Genomic DNA, 18,061 nt, shown 5'->3' with positions numbered 1-18,061 from the left:
CGCGGCTTTATCAACTTTTAGTTTAAGGGGTGAATGCCTGTGGCAAACTCACGGATTACGCAAGGCATGATGAATACGCAGCTAGTGCGCAATTTATATACGAATTTAAATAGCATGGATCGATCGCAAAACCAGATGGCGACGGGGCGTAAAATCAATAAGCCATCGGACGATCCGGTCGGAATCAGCTTCGCCATGAGATATCGATCCGATCTGACGGCAAACGATCAGTATCAGCAAAATGTAAGCTCATCGATATCATGGCTGGAATATACCGATACGATGCTTGATCAAGCCAATAGCGTGTTGCAAAGAGTCCGGGAACTCACGGTTCAAGGGGCGAATGGATCCAATCCCCAAATTGCGGAAGACGCCGTGAAAGCTGAGATTGAGCAATTGAAAAAGCAGCTTGTACGAATTGGAAACAGCGAATTCAATGGCAAATATGTTTTTAACGGTCAAATTACGGATAAAGCGCCATATTCCGAATTGCCCGGTGCCAAGAACTACGACGACGGCACAGGGAACACAGATCTAGGCGTAACGGACCCAGGTTTGATTCAGTTTGAAATCGGCGTCGGCATTAAAATTCCCGTTAACACGACCGGGAACAACATCTTTGGAAAGCCTGATGATCCGGATAACGCATTCAAGATTTTGGATGATATTGCGGGTTATTTAGCCGCAGGGGATACTGCCTCGGTCTCCAGCTCTTTAGGCGAATTAGACTCAAGGATTAACAAGTTCCTTGAAGTGCGTTCCGATATTGGAGCCAAGTTAAACCGGATTGAATTGGCGGACGAGAGATTAAAGGACATTGACCTGAACCTCCAAACGTTGCAATCCAAAACGGAAGATGCAGATTTGGCGGAGGTCGTAACGGATTTGAAGGTGAAAGAAAATATTTATCAAGCATCATTGTCCGTAGGGGCGAAGATCATCCAACCGAGCCTGGTCGATTTCTTAAGATAGGTGAAGAGCCATGACCTCTATACCGCAAATCCGCATCAACCAGCAGTACTCTCGGATCGGGATAGATACAGAGCCGGGACATTACGAGATAAAGCAGCCCGGGCCTGATCAGCAATATAAGACAACACCATCCCGATTGGAGATGGAATCGCCATCAGGGGAGCTTTCTATCGATTCAAGCAAAGCGTGGGATGCGCTTGGCATAGGCAGCAACTACCGATTAATGGATACCATTGTTTCCGAGGCTCGAAGAATTGCCCTCCAAGGTATTGCAAGACGAGTGGAGGACGGCAATCGGATGGCAGATTTGACCAACAAGAATGATCCTATACCGGAATTTGCAATGAGAGCATTTGATGATCTTGATATCGAATATCGCACGTCAGCAGCACCTGATAATGTCAGCATCCAATACGTAGCCCGTAAGCCGAATATTCAGTTTACCCCTGCAACGCTAGATATTCAAACTAAAGTCAACGCGCCCAGTATAGAGTATGTTCGAGGAAAGCTTGATATATATTTGGCGCAAAAAGCATTCATTGAAATCATCCCACCTGAAATGGATTTGAAAGTTTAATTATACAAATTTATGCTAAACATATATGAACAGCCATCCGATATATACAGTAAATAGATCCTGTTTGGCGGAGGGGTAAATATTGAGTGCGGATATGTCGAATCAAAGTATCGGATTACAGAGTACCTATAGTAGTCCATCTTTTGATAGCGGGCCAGTAAGGATGGCTAGGGAGCAGGAAGGTTCTGTTGTTTCCTCGATCAAGTCTTCTAAGGAATTGAAGCAAGCGGAATTGAAAGGCGAGTCGATATCCATAAGCGATGAACAATTGATTAAAGCTATTGAGCGTTCGATAAAAGCGGTCGAGGGTCCAATGACATCTTTAGACTTCTCTATTCATAAACAGACAAAACAAATCATGGTAAAAGTGCTTAACAAAGACACCGGTGAAATTATTCGGGAAATTCCTCCAGAGAAGACACTGGACTTTGTTGCCAAAATGCAAGAGATGGCCGGGATTCTTATTGATGAGCGTAGATAATACTATATATAATAAAGCTATAGATCTGGTATCTGTAGCTTTTTATTTTTTTATAATTTAACTTGGGGTGTGAAATTATGGAAATAACAACAGAGCGGTTTGGCATAATCGAGATTAACGAAGATGAAATTATTGCTTTTCCACAAGCCATTCCTGGATTTGAGCAGGAAAGAAGATTTGTTATATTGCAGCCTAACAAGGAGATTCCATTTTCTTTCTTACAGTCTGTTGGGAACGGTAGGATCTCGTTTATTATTACTAATCCATTTTGGTTTTACAAAGACTACGAGTTTGATCTATCCCCGAGTACACTTGAGCAGCTTAAAGTCCAGGAGAAAGAGAATATAATGGTGTGGTCCATTGTTACCATTAAAGATGATATCCAACAAGCGACTTTAAACCTTCAAGCGCCTATTGTTATTAATCATAGCGAAAAATTAGGTATGCAGCTAATTTTGCATGAGACGGAGTATCATACTAAACATAAATTATTGCTTTGAAGCCGAAGCTAACATTATTTCAAGGAGGACACTTGCAATGCTGGTGCTTACAAGAAGGAAGGGCGAATCTATAATCATAGGGGATCAAATCGAAATTGTTGTGCTTGGCCAAGAGGGAGAACAAGTGAAAATTGGCATTCGCGCACCCCAATCGATCCCGGTTTTCAGACAAGAACTATACTCTGTTATTCAGCAGTCTAACCGGGAGGCAATGCAAAGCTCTTTCAATATGCAAAAATTCCCAAACATTACGTGGAAAACGGAGGGAGGGAGTGACAAATAAGAGCTAATTTGAGATACAGCAGCCCTGAGGCTGTTTTTTTATTTTTTTATCAATATACTCTTTAATCTTCGAGTGGTTCTGTCGATATATGTATTATAAGCTATTCTGTAGGGCGGCCGACCTACGGGATAGACTTCCACATGGATGTGGACACTACATATTTTCTTCAAGGAGGAAGAATAGAAATGAGAATTAATCACAACATTGGTGCATTGAACACCCACCGTCAGTTGTCTGCTAACACAGCTAACCAATCCAAGTCTATCGAGAAGCTGTCTTCCGGACTTCGCATCAACCGTGCAGGCGATGACGCTGCCGGTCTAGCAATTTCCGAAAAAATGCGCGGTCAGATCCGCGGTCTGGATCAGGCGGCACGTAACTCTCAAGATGCAATCTCTATGATTCAAACGGCAGAAGGTGCATTGAACGAAACTCACTCCATTCTGCAACGTATGCGCGAACTGGCAGTTCAATCCTCCAATGGAACGAATACGGATAGTGATCGTAAGAGCATTCAAGACGAAGCTAATCAATTGGCTGATGAAATCAACCGTATTGGTAATACTACGGAGTTCAATACGCAAAAGCTGATCAATGGATCGAAAGATAAAACAGAAGCTGTTTCTGCGGTGAAGAATGCTACTTCCATCGATAGAATCGGCGCTGGTGCTGATGTATTTAATGTTCGAAGTGCGGCAACCTCGGGTGTAGCAGTTGGCTCTAACATGACGGCTGCCGTGACGATTCATGATGGTACTGTTGGTACATATACTAGCGGAGTCGGCGGTGGAACGCTGTCTGCGACAACAACCAATCTGTCGGGTGCAGTTAATGCTTCCGCGAACGAGTTAACAATCCAGATTGGAAATGCTGTTCGTACGATTACACTTTCTACTGCTTCCGCGAATGATGCTGCTGTGGCTGCTGATTTGCAGGCGCTGCTTCGTGCCGACTTTACAAATACAGCATCTGGTGGAGTTGAATCTGGATTAGCATTAGCAGATGGCGCTAACATCTCCGTCGCTATTTCAGGAGGTAAGCTTGTAATTACAGATGGCAATGGAGATAGAGGAGCAAACAGTAAGATTAGCATTATCGGTGGTAATGCAGCATCTGCTCTGTTTAATGGTTCCGACGTTAAAGCAGACGGGAACGCTGCAAATAATACAATGACCGTTAAATATACAAAAGATAACGGAGCTACTACGATTACAGCAAACTTGACGGTTGCAACAGGCACGTATAACAACCCATCTACAGCAGCTGGAGCCATTGAAGCTGCATTCAACGCGTGGGCAGTATCAACAGTTGCTGGTGAAGGTGTAGCGCAAGGCGCTGCGGCTGCCGATGTAGACTTCTCTGGTGATGCGACGGTCCCTGGTAAGATCAGCATTGCTACTGGTGTTGCAGGTAAGAACAACGGTGTAACCGCAATGACGGGGGCGGCTGCCGGCATCACGGGCTTGTCTGATGCGACTATTGAATTAGGTAAAGCTAAAAATGATACTATTTCATTAACTGTCGATGGAAATTCCTACACAAACTTAACGATAAGCGCCCAAGATTATTCTGATAAAAATGTATTAGCAAGTGCAATTCAATCGGCTGTCAATACTGCGATCAATGCATGGAACACAAGTAATCCGACGCTTCCTCAAAGAGATCAGGTTACTGTGAAGACATTAGCCGTAGATGATACAGACCGTATTCGTTTCCAAATCAATAGTGGTAAAGAAGGCGGAACCAGCGAAATTACGATTGCTGCTGGTGAACTTGCGTCCAACCTTGGCTTTAATACTTCACAAGTAAAAGGCCAGGATGGTTCTGATGCTTCCGTCAATTTCCACATTGGTGCAAACAAGGACCAAAACTTGAAGCTTGCTGTTGGTGATATGCGTGCTAAAGCACTGGGCATTACGTCTTCTACCAATGAAAACGGTCAGACAGCAACGCTTCAAAACGGTGATGTAGTTGACGTGGAGTACGGTTCAAATACCATTAAAAATGGCGCTGCAACAGAATACGTTATTAATGTTTCCGACAAGGATTCAGCCAATAGCGCAATCAGCGTCATCAACAATGCGATTGAACTTGTTTCTCAAGAAAGAAGCAAATTGGGTGCTAACCAAAATCGTCTGGAGCACACAATCAATAACCTTGGCACTGCTTCCGAAAACCTGACTGCAGCGGAATCCCGTATCCGTGATGTAGATATGGCAAAAGAAATGATGGAGCAAACGAAGAACTCCATCTTGGCTCAAGCGGCCCAAGCGATGCTGGCCCAAGCAAATCAGCAGCCACAAGGTGTACTGCAGTTGCTTCGTTAATCTCTTCTAGTTCAATAAAGGAGACTCTTGCTTGGCTGGAGTCTCCTTTATTGATATCAGGTGTCTTCAAGTGAATGAAATAAGGAAGGGTTATTAATATGGTTTTAAAGCGTAATGATTTATGTTCGTGCGGTAGCGGCAAGAAGTATAAAGTTTGCTGTATCAGCAAGAAGGAAGTATTGACAGTTGAGAAGATGTATCAAACGGCCTGCCAAATGTCACAAAGCGGGGACTATTTCCAAGCCGAAAAGTTGCTGTTGAAATGCGCTGAACAGGATCAGAATTGCGCCGAAATCTATCATTTACTTGGTATAATCTGCGCTGAGCAAGGACGTGTTGAAGAGGCGATACATTGGTTTTATCAAGTGATTCAGCTTAGCCAGGACAATTTTCAGGCCCACTTTTATTTAGGTCAATTGTTAAATATGCAGGGGAATGTTGTAGAGGCAATTAAACATTATATGGAGGCGGTTCGGCTTAATCCAAAAAGTGCAAAAACATATAATAATTTAGGGACCATATATTTTAATCGGGAAATGTATACCGAGGCGAAAACATGTTACGACTTAGCACTTCTTTATGACCCAGAGTACTCTATGGTCTTATACAACATGGGTAATGTCCTGCAAAAAATAAAAGACTATTCAGGCGCATACGCCTATTATGAGAAGGCATTGTTTCATAGTCCGAATAATCCCCAAATCTATCTTAACTTAGGTGTTATGAAGCTTGATGAGAAGAAGTACGCACAAGCGGAAAAGTACTTTTTTAAAGCATTGGAGATAAATCCCGGCTTAGCCGAAGTTTATAATAATTTAGGTATTATTTATGATGAGCAAGGAAAAGACACTGAAGCAATTCGATTTTATAAGAAGGCCTTAAAGATTAACCCTAATTATGATAGAGCCTTTAACAATATGGGTAATGCATACCGTAACCAAGGGCTGGCAGAGAAGGCAACTGATTGCTATCGTAATTCTTTAGAGAGTAATCCTGAATATACAATCGCTCACAGTAATTTGTTACTTTCCATGCATTATTCACCGAATATTGACCCTGATGCATTATTGGAAGAACATCGTAATTTTGATAGCCGGCACGGATCAGCGTTAGCACGGCCGAACTACTACTCTAATGAATTGTCTTTAGTTCGGCCATTGAAGATCGGATATGTTTCTCCTGATTTCCGTAAGCATTCTGTTTCATATTTTATTGAACCTGTTTTGGCTAATCATGATAAAAGACGATTTGAAATATATTGTTACAGTGATGTAGTTGTTCAGGATGATGTTACGTTGCGGTTTAAAGGGTATGCTTCCGAATGGCGAGATATCGCAGGGATGACCGATAGTGACATTGCGGAACTTATTCAGTGCGATAAGATTGACATCCTGATTGATTTGGCAGGACATACTGCTAAAAATCGCATGCTCTTATTTGCACGAAAGCCTGCACCGATTCAAATAACGTGGATCGGATACCCAGGGACAACAGGACTTTCAACCATGGATTATAGGATTACGGATGCCTATGCTGACCCCGCTGGTGACGGTGAGCACTACTATACGGAACGATTATTACGTATGCCAAAGAGCTTCCTCGTATATTCCCCACCAAAGGAATACCCAGTAATTGATATAGATGCGGTAACAAATCGAGCGGTAACCTTCGGCTCATTTAATCATTTGGCTAAGATTACAATTGAAATGATTGAATTATGGTCAAAGATATTGAAACAAGTGCCTGAATCAAGGTTGGTTTTAAAAAATAACGGTTTGGACCAAGAAGAAATACAGCAAAGAATACGTTCAGAGTTCTTTCAATTTGGCATTGATAAGGAACGCATTGAATTAATCGGTTGGAAATCTTCTTCCTCCGATCACCTTGCGACATATAATCAGATCGATATTGCTCTAGATACATTCCCGTATCACGGTACAACCACAACTTGTGAGGCTCTCCTAATGGGTGTTCCCGTCATTACATTACTAGGGAAATATCATGTTTCTCGAGTCGGTGCTAGTTTATTATCGAATATAGGTTTAACACAATTTATCACACATTCACAATTCGATTATGTCGAGAGGGCAGTAAGTCTTGCGTTACAACCGGAACTTTTAAATAATCTGCGTTCAACAATAAGAGGTCGGTTTTTGCAATCGTCCTTAACGGATGCGGTTCCATTTACGAAGGATTTAGAGAAGTTGTACGCACAAGTGTGGGATAAATATTGTATAGAGCAAAAATGCAACGATTTCTCGAATAGTATTAAAGAACCTAGTGTTTCTAGGAATGATATGCAGAACGTAGATAGTGGCATGTCTAACCGCAAACATGCTCATATTACTCTTGACTCAAAAGCAAATTATTATGCAGCAGTTCAATATTATGAAAAGGCGGAATTTGACCGATCTTTAAATATTTGTGAAAAATTAATTGCTGAGGGCAGTGCCACCGCGGAAGTGTACAATTTGGCGGGTGTCATTAACTTGTTAATGAATAGCGAATACAAAGCTCAAAATTACTTCGAACATGCCCTTGAATTGAGACCTGATTATCCTGAAGTATACTGTAATATAGGTGTTTTATGTCTTAATCAAGATCTATACGAGCAAGCCATAGCACATTTTGGCCGTGCTATAACTTTAGAACCTCAATATGCGGATGCTTACAATAATTTAGGCAATGCACTTAAAAATCAGGGTAACCTGACCGATGCGGAGTTGTGCTATAAAGAAGCCATTAAGTTAAAGCCAAATTTTGCTAAGGCCCTTCATAACTTAGGCCATCTTTATCATCTGTTGGGGAATCAAAGAGAAGCGCTATCCCAGTACATGCTGGCGATTAGAGCTAACCCGGAGTTTGCAGACATATATAACAATGTTGGTTTTTTGTTACATGAAATGGGCATGATAAAAGAATCGGAAAAGTATTATAAAATTGCTATTCAAAAAAGGCCGAATTATGCCGAAGCATATAATAATCTTGGAAACTTGTATTATTCCGATGCAAAGCCACATGAGGCAGAAGAATGTTATAATAAAGCGATTTCGATTACTCCTGATTATCTTGATGCCTTTAATAATACTGCATCTTTGGCAAATATGCAGGGAAATCCAAAGAAGGCGATACAATACTACCGGGAAGTATTAAAGCTAAAACCATCATTCTCACAGTGTCACAGCAATTTACTTCTTACCTTGAATTATATTGATGATTGTAGTCCGATTGAAAAATATGAAGAACACCTTAAATTTGCTATGACACATGCCCAAGGACTTTCTAATCCTAATTATGTATTTCCAAACAAAGTGGAACCAAACCGTCCATTACGAATAGGTTTTGTATCAGCTGACTTTCGGGACCATTCTGTAGCCTATTTTTTGGAACCCGTATTGGATTATTATGATCGGACACAATTTACAGTCTTCTGTTACAGTGATGTACTCGTCCCTGACTTGGTAACCCAAAGGCTTAAGGAAAAGGCAAACGTTTGGAGATGTATTAGGAACCTTTCGGACCAGGAAGCTGCCAGACTGATACTGGATGACAATATAGATGTCTTAATTGATATCGCGGGTCATACAGCAAATAATAGAATGTTATTGTTCTCGAGAAAGCCTGCGCCGGTTCAAGTTAGCTGGCTTGGATATCCGAATACTACAGGTTTAAAAACGATGGACTATAGAATTGTTGATGCTTTAACGGATCCCGTTGGAAGTACAGAGCATCTCCATTCAGAGAAGCTTGTAAGGTTGCCGAATTGTTTCCTGAGCTATAAAGCCCCGGACCGAGCACCTGAGGTTAGCGATTTACCGGCTATTCGTAATCGTCACGTAACATTAGGTTCGTTCAATAATCTTGCAAAAGTTACCGAGGAAGTTCTTCAACTTTGGGCAGAAATTCTTGTGGGGATACGGGACTCCCACCTGGTTATTAAATCCGATGGATTTAACGACCCTGATGTTTGTGAACGGGTATGGAAATACTTTGAGAACAGGCAAATATCAAAAAATCGAGTTGAACTAATCGGTAGAATACGAGCAAATGAAGAACATCTTGCAGCATATCATTCAATTGATATTGCATTGGACACTTTCCCTTATAATGGTACAACAACGACGTGCGAAGCACTCTGGATGGGAATCCCGGTGGTCACGTTGTCTGGTGAATCCCATGTGTCTAGAGTAGGTGTCAGTTTATTGACGAACGTTGAGTTGCCAGAATTAATAGCTTCCAACAAAGAGGAATATAAACAAAAAGTTGTTGATCTGGCGAATGATTCCGACTTCCTTCTAAATTTGAGACTCAATTTAAGAAATAGAATGCGTCATTCTTTTTTGATGAATTCCTTGGGATTTACAAGGAAATTCGAATATGTGTTGAGAGAAGTATGGACAGAATGGTGTAATCAAAGAATGCTGTCGGAGTAATTCCTGAAATAAAGTAATGTGGGGGATGGATAATGACAATAAGTAAATCTGATTTATTAAAAAAAATCGATGAGTTCCCTTTTTGGTATCATAAAATTGAACTCCCAAATGGAATAGTTACCCCTGGTTGGGCGCCAATTAATCGTGATTCCTATGGTATACCTGCTGATTTGAAAGGAAAAAGGGTGTTAGATGTGGGGGCATGGGATGGATATTGGACTTTTGAGGCTTTAAAAAGAGGAGCGAAGGAAGTTGTTGCTATTGATGATTTTTCCGACTACTTAGGAAACTTGGAGGAGTCGGACCGAAATGCATGGGGGACATTTGATTTATGCAGAGAAGCACTCGGCTATTCAGAAGAACAGTGTAAACGGATCGAGATGTCGGTGTACGATGTATCACAAGAGGCGCTTGGGAGATTTGACATCGTGTTTTGTTTTGGCACCCTATATCATTTGCGCCATCCTTTGTTGGCTCTGGACAAGCTCTCGTCTGTATGTCAAGAGGAGATATTCGTAGAATCAGCAATATCCGATGATTTTAGCCCATATCGTGGAGGACTTGGACAAGGGTATTCTGGTGGACAAATGGTCATGGAGTTTTATCCCAACAATGAATATGGGAATAATCATACAAATTGGTGGGCTCCAACGCTTCAATGTATGGCTTACATGGTTAATGCGGCAGGCTTTAAAGATGTTGAAGGTTGGAAACTTATAGATAATCCGAAGGAACTTCCTCATTGTCGTGGTTTTGTTGCAGGGAAAAAGTAATTAGATTACAAGTGTGTCTTTGTAGATATAGTAAGCATAGTTATAGGGCTTCTCCAAGGAGAGTCCTATTTTTTATTGGAGCCACATCTGGATACCCGAAGATTGACATTAATAGATGTACGAATTTTAGCCCGATATAATGAATAAAAAATATAGTTGTCGTTCTGGAACTACTTGATAAAGCGGAGATGAAATGATGTCGATAGTGGCGTTAATCACAGGGTTCCCCATAACATTCAATGGGAGCTGGTTCACTGCTTGAAGTGCCACATGCAGTTTAATACCTACACGTTCACCGTGATACGGAGCCCAAGGTAAGCATATTCTACCAACGGTAACAGTCGTCGAATCAATGAGAAGCAATTCTTTAGGGACTCGAAATAAAAATCAGTGCTTGACAATCATCGCAGTAACCGATATCGGTTGCATTCAATAAGAATACCGGCTATATATAGAGATTGCGACTTCGAGTGAAAAAATGACTGCGCTGGAAGGCTTTGATCCGGTTGTACCTGGCCTCGACCGTTGCATTGGTCCCCGGCAACGATCGTAATTCACGATTTCCTATTTCCAGTTGCGCATGGTTTTCAATATAGATCGAACAGCTGAGTGATCGATCTGATCGCTTTGTGTAAACCAACGTTCAAATCCAAGTAAGACGACCGCATGATTCGGCGAAGAATCGTACCAAGCGGAAAAAGCTTCTTTCCATTTCCATACGCTTCGTAGCAGAGGCGAATAGCTTAGCAGCACGTTCAGACGCTCCTGGCGCTCTTCTGTCAGCGCTTCTTTAGGTGGGTTGACAGACGATGCTGCGATTTGATCAACGCTCTGGCTTGTGGCGACAATTTGCACGGTCTTTCGCACCGCGTGCAGGGTTAGCAGATGTCTTTTCATTTTGGCCCTATCGATTTTCCGTCAAGAGCTGATTTCGGTTTTGAACTTTCATTTCTCTATAATAGTTTCAAACCCAAAAACCGATAAAGTATGTAAAGAGTTGTTTCGGAGGGGTCCCCAAATGAGTCCCAGCATGTCTATTGGTAGTTCGAATACATCATCAGCGGATCGTTATATAGTATCTGACCTTAAGTCTGCCGCTGATAGTGTACCTGGATCTACAATCAACACGGTTAAGCAGCTTAAGCTTGAAGAAATGCGTGGAAAGGGCATCTCAATAGGAGAAGAACAGCTTATTAAAATGATCGAGCGCGCGAATAAGGCGCTCGAAGGAAAAAGTACGTCATTCGAATTTTCAATTCACGAGAAGACGAAATCGATCATGGTCAAAGTATTGGATAAAGAAACCGGAAGTGTCCTCCGTGAGATCCCATCGGAAAAAATTTTAGACATGGTTGCTAAGATGTGTGAAATGACCGGTTTGATTTTGGATGAAAAAAGGTGACATAGAGGGGGAAGCATAGATGGTTTTGCGTGTTGGCGGGCTTGCGACCGGAATGGATATTGACGCTACAGTCAAGGAATTAATGAAGGCGCATAGAGTGCCACTGGATAAACTGAAGCAAAAAGAACAACTCGTTACTTGGAAGCGAAACGACTATTTCGATATAAACAAAAAAATGTACGACTATAGAAATAATAAATTATTTAAGTTTACGCTTGAAGGAGAGCTTTCAAGCAAGAAGGCTGAAGTGACCGGTGATGCAGGGGCCGTCTCAGTCAAAGCTACTCCAAGTACCTCAGTAGGTACGTTGTCTATACAAGTGGTAGGGCTGGCGCAGGCGGCAACAAATCACAGCTCGGCGAGTATTAAGAAGGATGCTTCCTTTGATCCGGCACAAACATTAGCTTCTCAACGAACAAAACTTGATAGTTTTACATCGAATACGTTTAAGATTAACGGAAAAGAAATAACATTTGATCCTGCTACAGATTCGCTAAATAGCGTTTTGGCGAAAATCAACAGCCAGTCTAATGTTTCGGCCTTTTATGACTCTGCAACGGGTCAAGTCTCCTTTATGGCCAAAGAAACAGGACTAGTGAATGGCCCCGAGGATAAAAAGTATATTTCGTTTGATGGGGACTTTTTAACATCGGCCCTTAAGGTTGATAAGACCAATACCACAAATGCGAAGGCAGCGGTTGACGCTGATTTGATTATTAACGGTCTAAGAACGACGAGAACATCAAATACGTTCACGATGAATGGGGCGGAGATCACATTAAAGTCCGTCGGGTCTTCCGTAGTCACTGTATCCAATGATGTCGATAAAACCGTGGATGCTATTAAGAAGTTTGTAGACGAATATAATGAATTTCTCAAGACTTTACAAGATAAAGTGAATGAAACGAGATATCGTGATTTTGCGCCGCTTTCGGACGAGCAGAAGACGGATATGAAAGATAAAGAAATTGAGCTGTGGGAAGAAAAGTCAAAAAGCGGCATGCTTCGAAACGATCCTTACATCAGCGGTGCAATAAGTAGCTTGCGAACCGCGGCTATTTCCACAGTCGACAATGGCAGTAAATATAATTCTTTATACGCAATCGGAATTGAGACAGGTAACTATTCCGAGAACGGGAAGCTTTACCTGAAGGACGAGGAAAAGTTGAGAAAAGCGATCGCTGAAGACCCCAATGCTATTGTGGCGCTATTCTCAGCGAATGGCAATGGCAATAGCGGTCAAGGGGATGTGGGTATTGCTGATCGCATGTATGCTTCTTTGAAAACAACGATGGACCAATTTAAGACAACAGCTGGTTTAGAAGGAACGACAACGGACAATAAAGATCAGAGTATTCTCGGGCAACAATTATACAAGATGGATACCGATATTCGAAATTTGGAGAAGCGGTTGATCGATATCGAAGATCGATATTATAGACAATTCACGGCAATGGAAAAGGCAATCAGCACTTATAATTCGCAGTCCTCATACTTGTCAAGCATGTTTACCAGCAACCAATAACGTTACCAGGGGGAATAGTATGCTGCCGCAACAAGCGTACCAAAATAAATATCTTGAAACATCCGTTCAGACAGCAACTCCTGCCCAACTGCTCATCCTCTTAATAGATGGAGCAATAAAATTCTGCAGGATCGGTATTGAAGGCATGAAAAAAGGAGACTATAGGATATCACATTTGAATCTGTGCAAGGTACAAAATATTATTAACGAATTCATGTCTTCGTTGGATCAAAAGGCGTCTATTGCCGAGGGATTGCTCCAACTTTATGAATATTTTAACCAGCGTCTTGCCGAAGCAAATTTAAAGAAGCGCCCAGAACCCGCTGAAGAAGTGCTCGGCTATTTAGTGGAGTTAAAGAGCACCTGGGTTGAAGCGGCCAAGCAATCCTCCCAATCGGGCGCGTCGAAGCATGGATAAATGGATTGTTGAGCTTGAACAGCTAACTAATCAGATGATCGCGCGACTTGAGATCGCAGATTTTGAAGAGTTAGAGTCTTTTGTGGTAAAGCGCGAAGAGATTATTGATAATATGAAGCAGCAGGGGTTATCGGAATTAGAACGCCAAAACTACGGCAGACGCGTCTCGAATCTCTTATTAACAGACCAACTCATCTTATCAACAATGAATAATCTCAAGGATGAAGCAAGACAACATTTACTTAAAGTTCAGAGAGGTCGCACCCAAAAAAGCGCTTATGAAGCAGAGTATGTGACCACAGACAGCATGTTTTTCGATTATAAAAAATGATGAATGAGTAGATCGAGGTTAGGGTCCTTTGTAAAAAGGGCCTTATTTGCAATTCACACATGCCCTGTGGACAATGTGCATAACTCTGTTGATAACTTTGCGAAAAATGTCGGAAAACCGCGATGGGACAAGGTTTTCAGCTGTGTATGAGTTGTTCACTGGATGTTAATACTGGAATTTTCTAAATATTTTGCTAACATGGCTGGTATTGATTGACATGGGCGTTCGGACAGTGATATAGTCAATTTGTGAGCAAGAGCTTGCAGTTATTTGATAATGAAGGGAATGTTTTACATGCAAGGTAAAGTAAAATGGTTCAACGCTGAAAAAGGTTACGGTTTCATCGAGCGCGAAGACGGGGGCGACGTATTCGTACACTTCTCCGCAATTCAGACAGACGGCTTTAAAACCCTTGAAGAAGGACAATCTGTAGAATTCGACATCGTAGAGGGCGCACGCGGACCTCAAGCGGCTAACGTAATCAAGTTGTAATCATCCGGCCTGTCAGGCCGCCTTATAGATGGTTAACGGTTTGAGCTTAGCAGCGGCGACAAACAACACTCTGGAGCAATCCGGGGTGTTTTTTTGTGTGCAGCAATTTGTCATTAATTTACGCGGCGATGTAAAGGATTTTTGAAGATGAAGGGGGAATATAGTATAATGTAGGTATGAAAGGAGGAGTTGTACATGAAATTCAACATTCGCGGTGAAAACATCGAAGTAACTGAGGCGTTGAGAGAGCATGTTGAGAAAAAGCTGAGTAAGCTTGAAAGGTACTTTGAAGCTCCCCCTCTATCTGAAGTAAATGTAACATTAAGTGTGGCCAAAGGGTTTCAAACCATCGAGGTGACCATTCCGCTCCCTGGGTTCATGCTCCGTGCGGAAGAACGGCATACGGATATGTATGCATCCGTCGATCTTGTGGTGGACAAGCTGGAAAGACAAATTCGCAAGGCCAAGACGAAAGCCAACCGTAAAATTCGCCAAGAAGGCGGCATCAAAGATTTGTTCCGGGTCGAATCCGGCATGAGCTACATCCAGGATGAAGAGGAAGATTACGAATTGGTGCGGACGAAGCAGTTTACGCTGAAGCCGATGGATGTAGACGAAGCGATTCTGCAAATGAATATGGTTGGACATAACTTCTTTGTTTTTGCCAATTCCGATACATCGCAAGTGAATGTGGTCTACAAGCGCAATGACGGGAAGTATGGCTTGATCGAGCCGGCCCGTTAGATGACTCGGATTCATTTGGTTCTTGCATGAATAGACAATGAGCTTGTCCGCAAGCGGGCGGCAGGGTGCATCGTAGGTCTCCACGGAGACGGGCGGTGCCTTGCTAGCCGGCTCGGGCAGGCTCTTTTTAGTAGTTAAGGGAATTGCAGTGGTTTGTTGCGGTACGTGTCGCAAACTGCTACAATTTAGGCTATGGATTACTGTTCGATAAAGGAAGGGGATTAGCAGCATGCTAGGACTCGTGAAAAAAATATTCGGTGACTCGAATGAGCGCGAATTGAAACGCATGTGGAAAGCGGTAGAATATATCAATTCGTTGGAGCCTTCGATCGAGGTGCTGTCCGACGACGAGCTTCGCAATAAAACGGTCGAATTCCGCGAGCGGCTGGAGAAGGGCGAGGATTTGGACGACCTGCTGCCGGAAGCTTTTGCCGTTGTGCGGGAAGCGTCCAAACGGGTGCTGGGCAAGCGTCACTACGACGTGCAGCTGGTCGGCGGTATGGTGCTGCATGAAGGCCGCATTGCGGAGATGCGTACGGGTGAAGGGAAAACCTTGGTCGGCACGCTGCCGGTGTATTTGAACGCGCTGCTAGGCAAAGGCGTGCACGTCGTAACGGTCAACGATTATTTGGCGCAGCGCGACAGCGGCGAAATGGGCAGGATTTATGATTTCCTCGGGATGACGGTCGGCGTGAACCTGCCCAATATGGCGCATGAAGAGAAACAGAGCGCATATACTTGTGATATTACGTACGGGACGAACAATGAGTTCGGCTTCGATTATTTGCGTGACAATATGGTTGTATATAAAGAGCAGATGGTGCAGCGCCCGCTGTACTACGCGGTCATTGACGAAGTGGACTCCATCCTGGTCGACGAGGCGCGGACGCCGCTTATTATTTCCGGACAAGCTGCCAAGTCCACGGATTTGTATTATATGGCCGATCATTTCGTCAGCAGCTTGAAGGAAGAGGAAGACTACACGATTGACGTGAAGCTTCGTTCCGTGGCGCTGACGGAAGCGGGCGTGGAGAAAGCGGAGAAAGCGTTCGGCATCGAGAACCTGTTCGATCATGAGCATGTGACATTGAACCACCACGTACAGCAAGCGCTCAAAGCGCATGTCATCATGCGCCGCGACGTCGATTATGTCGTTCAGGAAGAAGAAATTATTATCGTCGACGAATTTACCGGCCGTTTGATGACGGGCCGCCGTTACAGCGAAGGGCTGCATCAGGCGATCGAAGCGAAAGAGAAGATCAAGGTTCAGAATGAATCGATGACACTGGCGACGATCACGCTGCAGAACTACTTCCGAATGTATCGCAAGCTGTCGGGGATGACCGGTACGGCGAAGACGGAAGAGGAAGAATTGAAGAAAATTTACGGCCTTGAAGTTATCGTCGTTCCGACGAACAGGCCGATGATCCGTAAAGATATGCCGGACGTTGTCTACAAGTCGATCGGCAGCAAGTTCCGGGCCGTCGTGAACGAAATTGTGGAGCGTCATAAAAACAACCAGCCGGTGCTGGTCGGTACCGTTTCGATCGAGAACTCGGAGCGGCTGTCCGAGATGCTGAAGAAAAAAGGCGTTAAGCACCAAGTGCTTAATGCGAAGTACCATGCGGAGGAAGCGGAGATCGTATCTAGTGCGGGTCAGCCGGGAGCGGTCACGATTGCGACCAACATGGCGGGCCGCGGTACGGACATTACGCTCGGCGAAGGTGTCGCCGATCTCGGCGGGCTGCATATTATAGGTACGGAGCGGCATGAGAGCCGTCGGATCGACAACCAGCTTCGCGGACGCGCCGGTCGTCAAGGGGACCCGGGTTCATCGCAGTTCTATTTGTCGCTGGAAGATGAGCTGATGCGCCGTTTCGGTGCCGAGAACATCATGGGCATGATGGATCGCTTGGGCTTCGAGGAAGATCAGCCGATCGAGAGTAAGCTGATCACGAAGGCCATTGAGTCCGCGCAGAAGCGGGTGGAGGGCAACAACTTCGACGTGCGGAAAGTCGTATTGCAGTACGACGACGTCATGAACCAGCAGCGCGAAATTATTTACAAGCAGCGCCGCGAGGTCATCGAGTCGGAGAACATTCGCGACATCGTGCTCGGCATGATCATGCCGGTCGTCGACCGTATGGTCGAAGCGCACTGTCCGCCCGATCTCGTTCCGGAGGAATGGGATCTGCAGGCTATCGTAGACTACGCCAACGGCACGTTCCTGCACGAAGGACAGCTGAGCAAAGATGAACTGTGGGGCAAGGAAAAAGATGAGATCATCGATTATATTAAAGATCTCATGAGACGCATTTACGAAGAGCGGGAGCAGCAGATCGGCGAAGAATTCATGCGCGAATTCGAAAAAGTGGTTGTGCTGCGTGCGGTAGACAGCAAGTGGATGGATCATATCGACGCGATGGACCAACTGCGCTCCGGTATCCATCTTCGCGCCTACGGCGGTACCGATCCGCTTCGCGAATACCAGTTCGAAGGCTATGAAATGTTCCAGGAGATGGTGCAGAGCATCCAGGAGGAAGTCGCCACTTACATCATGAAAGCTCATGTGGAGACAAATCTGGTCCGCGAAGCCGTCGTTGAGGAGCATGAAATGGCTACGAACGGAGAGCCGGCGCCGAAGCGTCCGGTCATCAACAACGATGTCATCGGCCGCAACGACTTGTGCCCTTGCGGCAGCGGCAAAAAATATAAGCAGTGCCACGGAGTATAAATAAGAAGTAAGCAGCAGAAAGCAGGAGGTCGGGGTCAATCGCTCCGGTCTCTTTTTTGAGAAAAAGAA

General features: G+C 43.9%; 15 protein-coding genes and 2 pseudogenes. 15 read left to right on the top strand and 2 right to left on the bottom strand.

What is annotated here, in order from left to right; genetic code table 11:
- The first annotated feature begins 39 nt into the window (after positions 1–39).
- From flgL to KXG62_RS17360, 8 genes are all read left to right on the top strand, one after another.
- Entirely contained in the window at positions 40–972 is a 933-nt protein-coding gene (flgL, locus tag KXG62_RS17400) for a flagellar hook-associated protein FlgL (RefSeq protein ID WP_425517351.1), read from the top strand.
- A gap of 10 nt (positions 973–982) precedes the next feature.
- The gene (locus tag KXG62_RS17395; RefSeq protein ID WP_218093265.1) at positions 983–1,549 is read left to right on the top strand and encodes a DUF6470 family protein; all 567 of its coding nucleotides are present in this window, start codon (positions 983–985) and stop codon (positions 1,547–1,549) included.
- A 163-nt stretch (positions 1,550–1,712) separates the two neighbouring features.
- A complete protein-coding gene (locus tag KXG62_RS17390) occupies positions 1,713–2,030 on the top strand; it encodes a flagellar protein FlaG (protein WP_425517355.1) in 318 nt (105 codons plus the stop codon).
- Between the two features lie 77 nt (positions 2,031–2,107).
- The gene (gene fliW, locus KXG62_RS17385) at positions 2,108–2,530 is read left to right on the top strand and encodes a flagellar assembly protein FliW (RefSeq protein ID WP_218093264.1); all 423 of its coding nucleotides are present in this window, start codon (positions 2,108–2,110) and stop codon (positions 2,528–2,530) included.
- 37 nt (positions 2,531–2,567) lie between these two features.
- Positions 2,568–2,813, top strand: a complete 246-nt coding sequence (csrA, locus tag KXG62_RS17380) for a carbon storage regulator CsrA (RefSeq protein WP_218093263.1) — start codon at positions 2,568–2,570, stop codon at positions 2,811–2,813.
- Between the two features lie 185 nt (positions 2,814–2,998).
- Positions 2,999–5,140, top strand: a complete 2,142-nt coding sequence (locus tag KXG62_RS34385; protein WP_281426857.1) for a flagellin N-terminal helical domain-containing protein — start codon at positions 2,999–3,001, stop codon at positions 5,138–5,140.
- 98 nt (positions 5,141–5,238) lie between these two features.
- Complete coding sequence (locus tag KXG62_RS17365) at positions 5,239–9,573, top strand: O-linked N-acetylglucosamine transferase family protein (protein ID WP_218093262.1); 4,335 nt, start codon at positions 5,239–5,241, stop codon at positions 9,571–9,573.
- A 32-nt stretch (positions 9,574–9,605) separates the two neighbouring features.
- Positions 9,606–10,346, top strand: a complete 741-nt coding sequence (locus KXG62_RS17360; protein WP_218093261.1) for a DUF1698 domain-containing protein — start codon at positions 9,606–9,608, stop codon at positions 10,344–10,346.
- Positions 10,347–10,574: 228 nt separating this feature from the next.
- On the opposite strand, the pseudogene KXG62_RS17355 reads toward KXG62_RS17360, so the two are convergent.
- Positions 10,575–10,724: pseudogene (locus tag KXG62_RS17355) on the bottom strand (IS4 family transposase); the annotation flags it as partial.
- A 23-nt stretch (positions 10,725–10,747) separates the two neighbouring features.
- Positions 10,748–11,194 (bottom strand): annotated as a pseudogene (locus KXG62_RS34665) (ISL3 family transposase); the annotation flags it as partial.
- Positions 11,195–11,364: 170 nt separating this feature from the next.
- Between KXG62_RS34665 and KXG62_RS17345 the strand changes: the two are divergent.
- The 7 genes from KXG62_RS17345 (at position 11,365) to secA (ending at position 17,992) form a co-directional block, all read left to right on the top strand.
- Entirely contained in the window at positions 11,365–11,748 is a 384-nt protein-coding gene (locus tag KXG62_RS17345) for a flagellar protein FlaG (RefSeq protein WP_218093259.1), read from the top strand.
- Positions 11,749–11,767: 19 nt separating this feature from the next.
- Positions 11,768–13,273: a flagellar filament capping protein FliD gene (fliD, locus tag KXG62_RS17340; protein WP_218093258.1), complete on the top strand. Its 1,506-nt coding sequence runs from the start codon at positions 11,768–11,770 to the stop codon at positions 13,271–13,273.
- 19 nt (positions 13,274–13,292) lie between these two features.
- Complete coding sequence (gene fliS / locus KXG62_RS17335; protein ID WP_218093257.1) at positions 13,293–13,691, top strand: flagellar export chaperone FliS; 399 nt, start codon at positions 13,293–13,295, stop codon at positions 13,689–13,691.
- Positions 13,684–14,022, top strand: coding sequence for a flagellar protein FliT (fliT, locus tag KXG62_RS17330; protein ID WP_218093256.1), 339 nt, complete (start codon positions 13,684–13,686; stop codon positions 14,020–14,022). The genes fliS and fliT overlap by 8 nt, the downstream gene beginning before the upstream one ends.
- Positions 14,023–14,316: 294 nt before the next feature.
- Positions 14,317–14,514 (top strand): cold shock domain-containing protein, encoded by a 198-nt coding sequence (locus tag KXG62_RS17325; protein WP_036682971.1) that lies wholly within the window; start codon positions 14,317–14,319, stop codon positions 14,512–14,514.
- A gap of 195 nt (positions 14,515–14,709) precedes the next feature.
- Positions 14,710–15,258, top strand: a complete 549-nt coding sequence (hpf, locus tag KXG62_RS17320; RefSeq protein ID WP_218093255.1) for a ribosome hibernation-promoting factor, HPF/YfiA family — start codon at positions 14,710–14,712, stop codon at positions 15,256–15,258.
- A 229-nt stretch (positions 15,259–15,487) separates the two neighbouring features.
- Positions 15,488–17,992 carry a preprotein translocase subunit SecA gene (gene secA / locus KXG62_RS17315; protein ID WP_218093254.1) on the top strand — a complete coding sequence of 835 codons (2,505 nt, stop codon included), beginning with the start codon at positions 15,488–15,490 and terminating at the stop codon, positions 17,990–17,992.
- The last annotated feature ends 69 nt before the right edge of the window (positions 17,993–18,061 follow it).

Source organism: Paenibacillus solanacearum (assembly GCF_910593845.1).
GTDB lineage: Bacteria > Bacillota > Bacilli > Paenibacillales > NBRC-103111 > Paenibacillus_G > Paenibacillus_G solanacearum.
The sequence above is the reverse complement of the archived record's forward strand: the minus strand, read 5'-3'. Positions and strand labels throughout refer to the sequence as shown.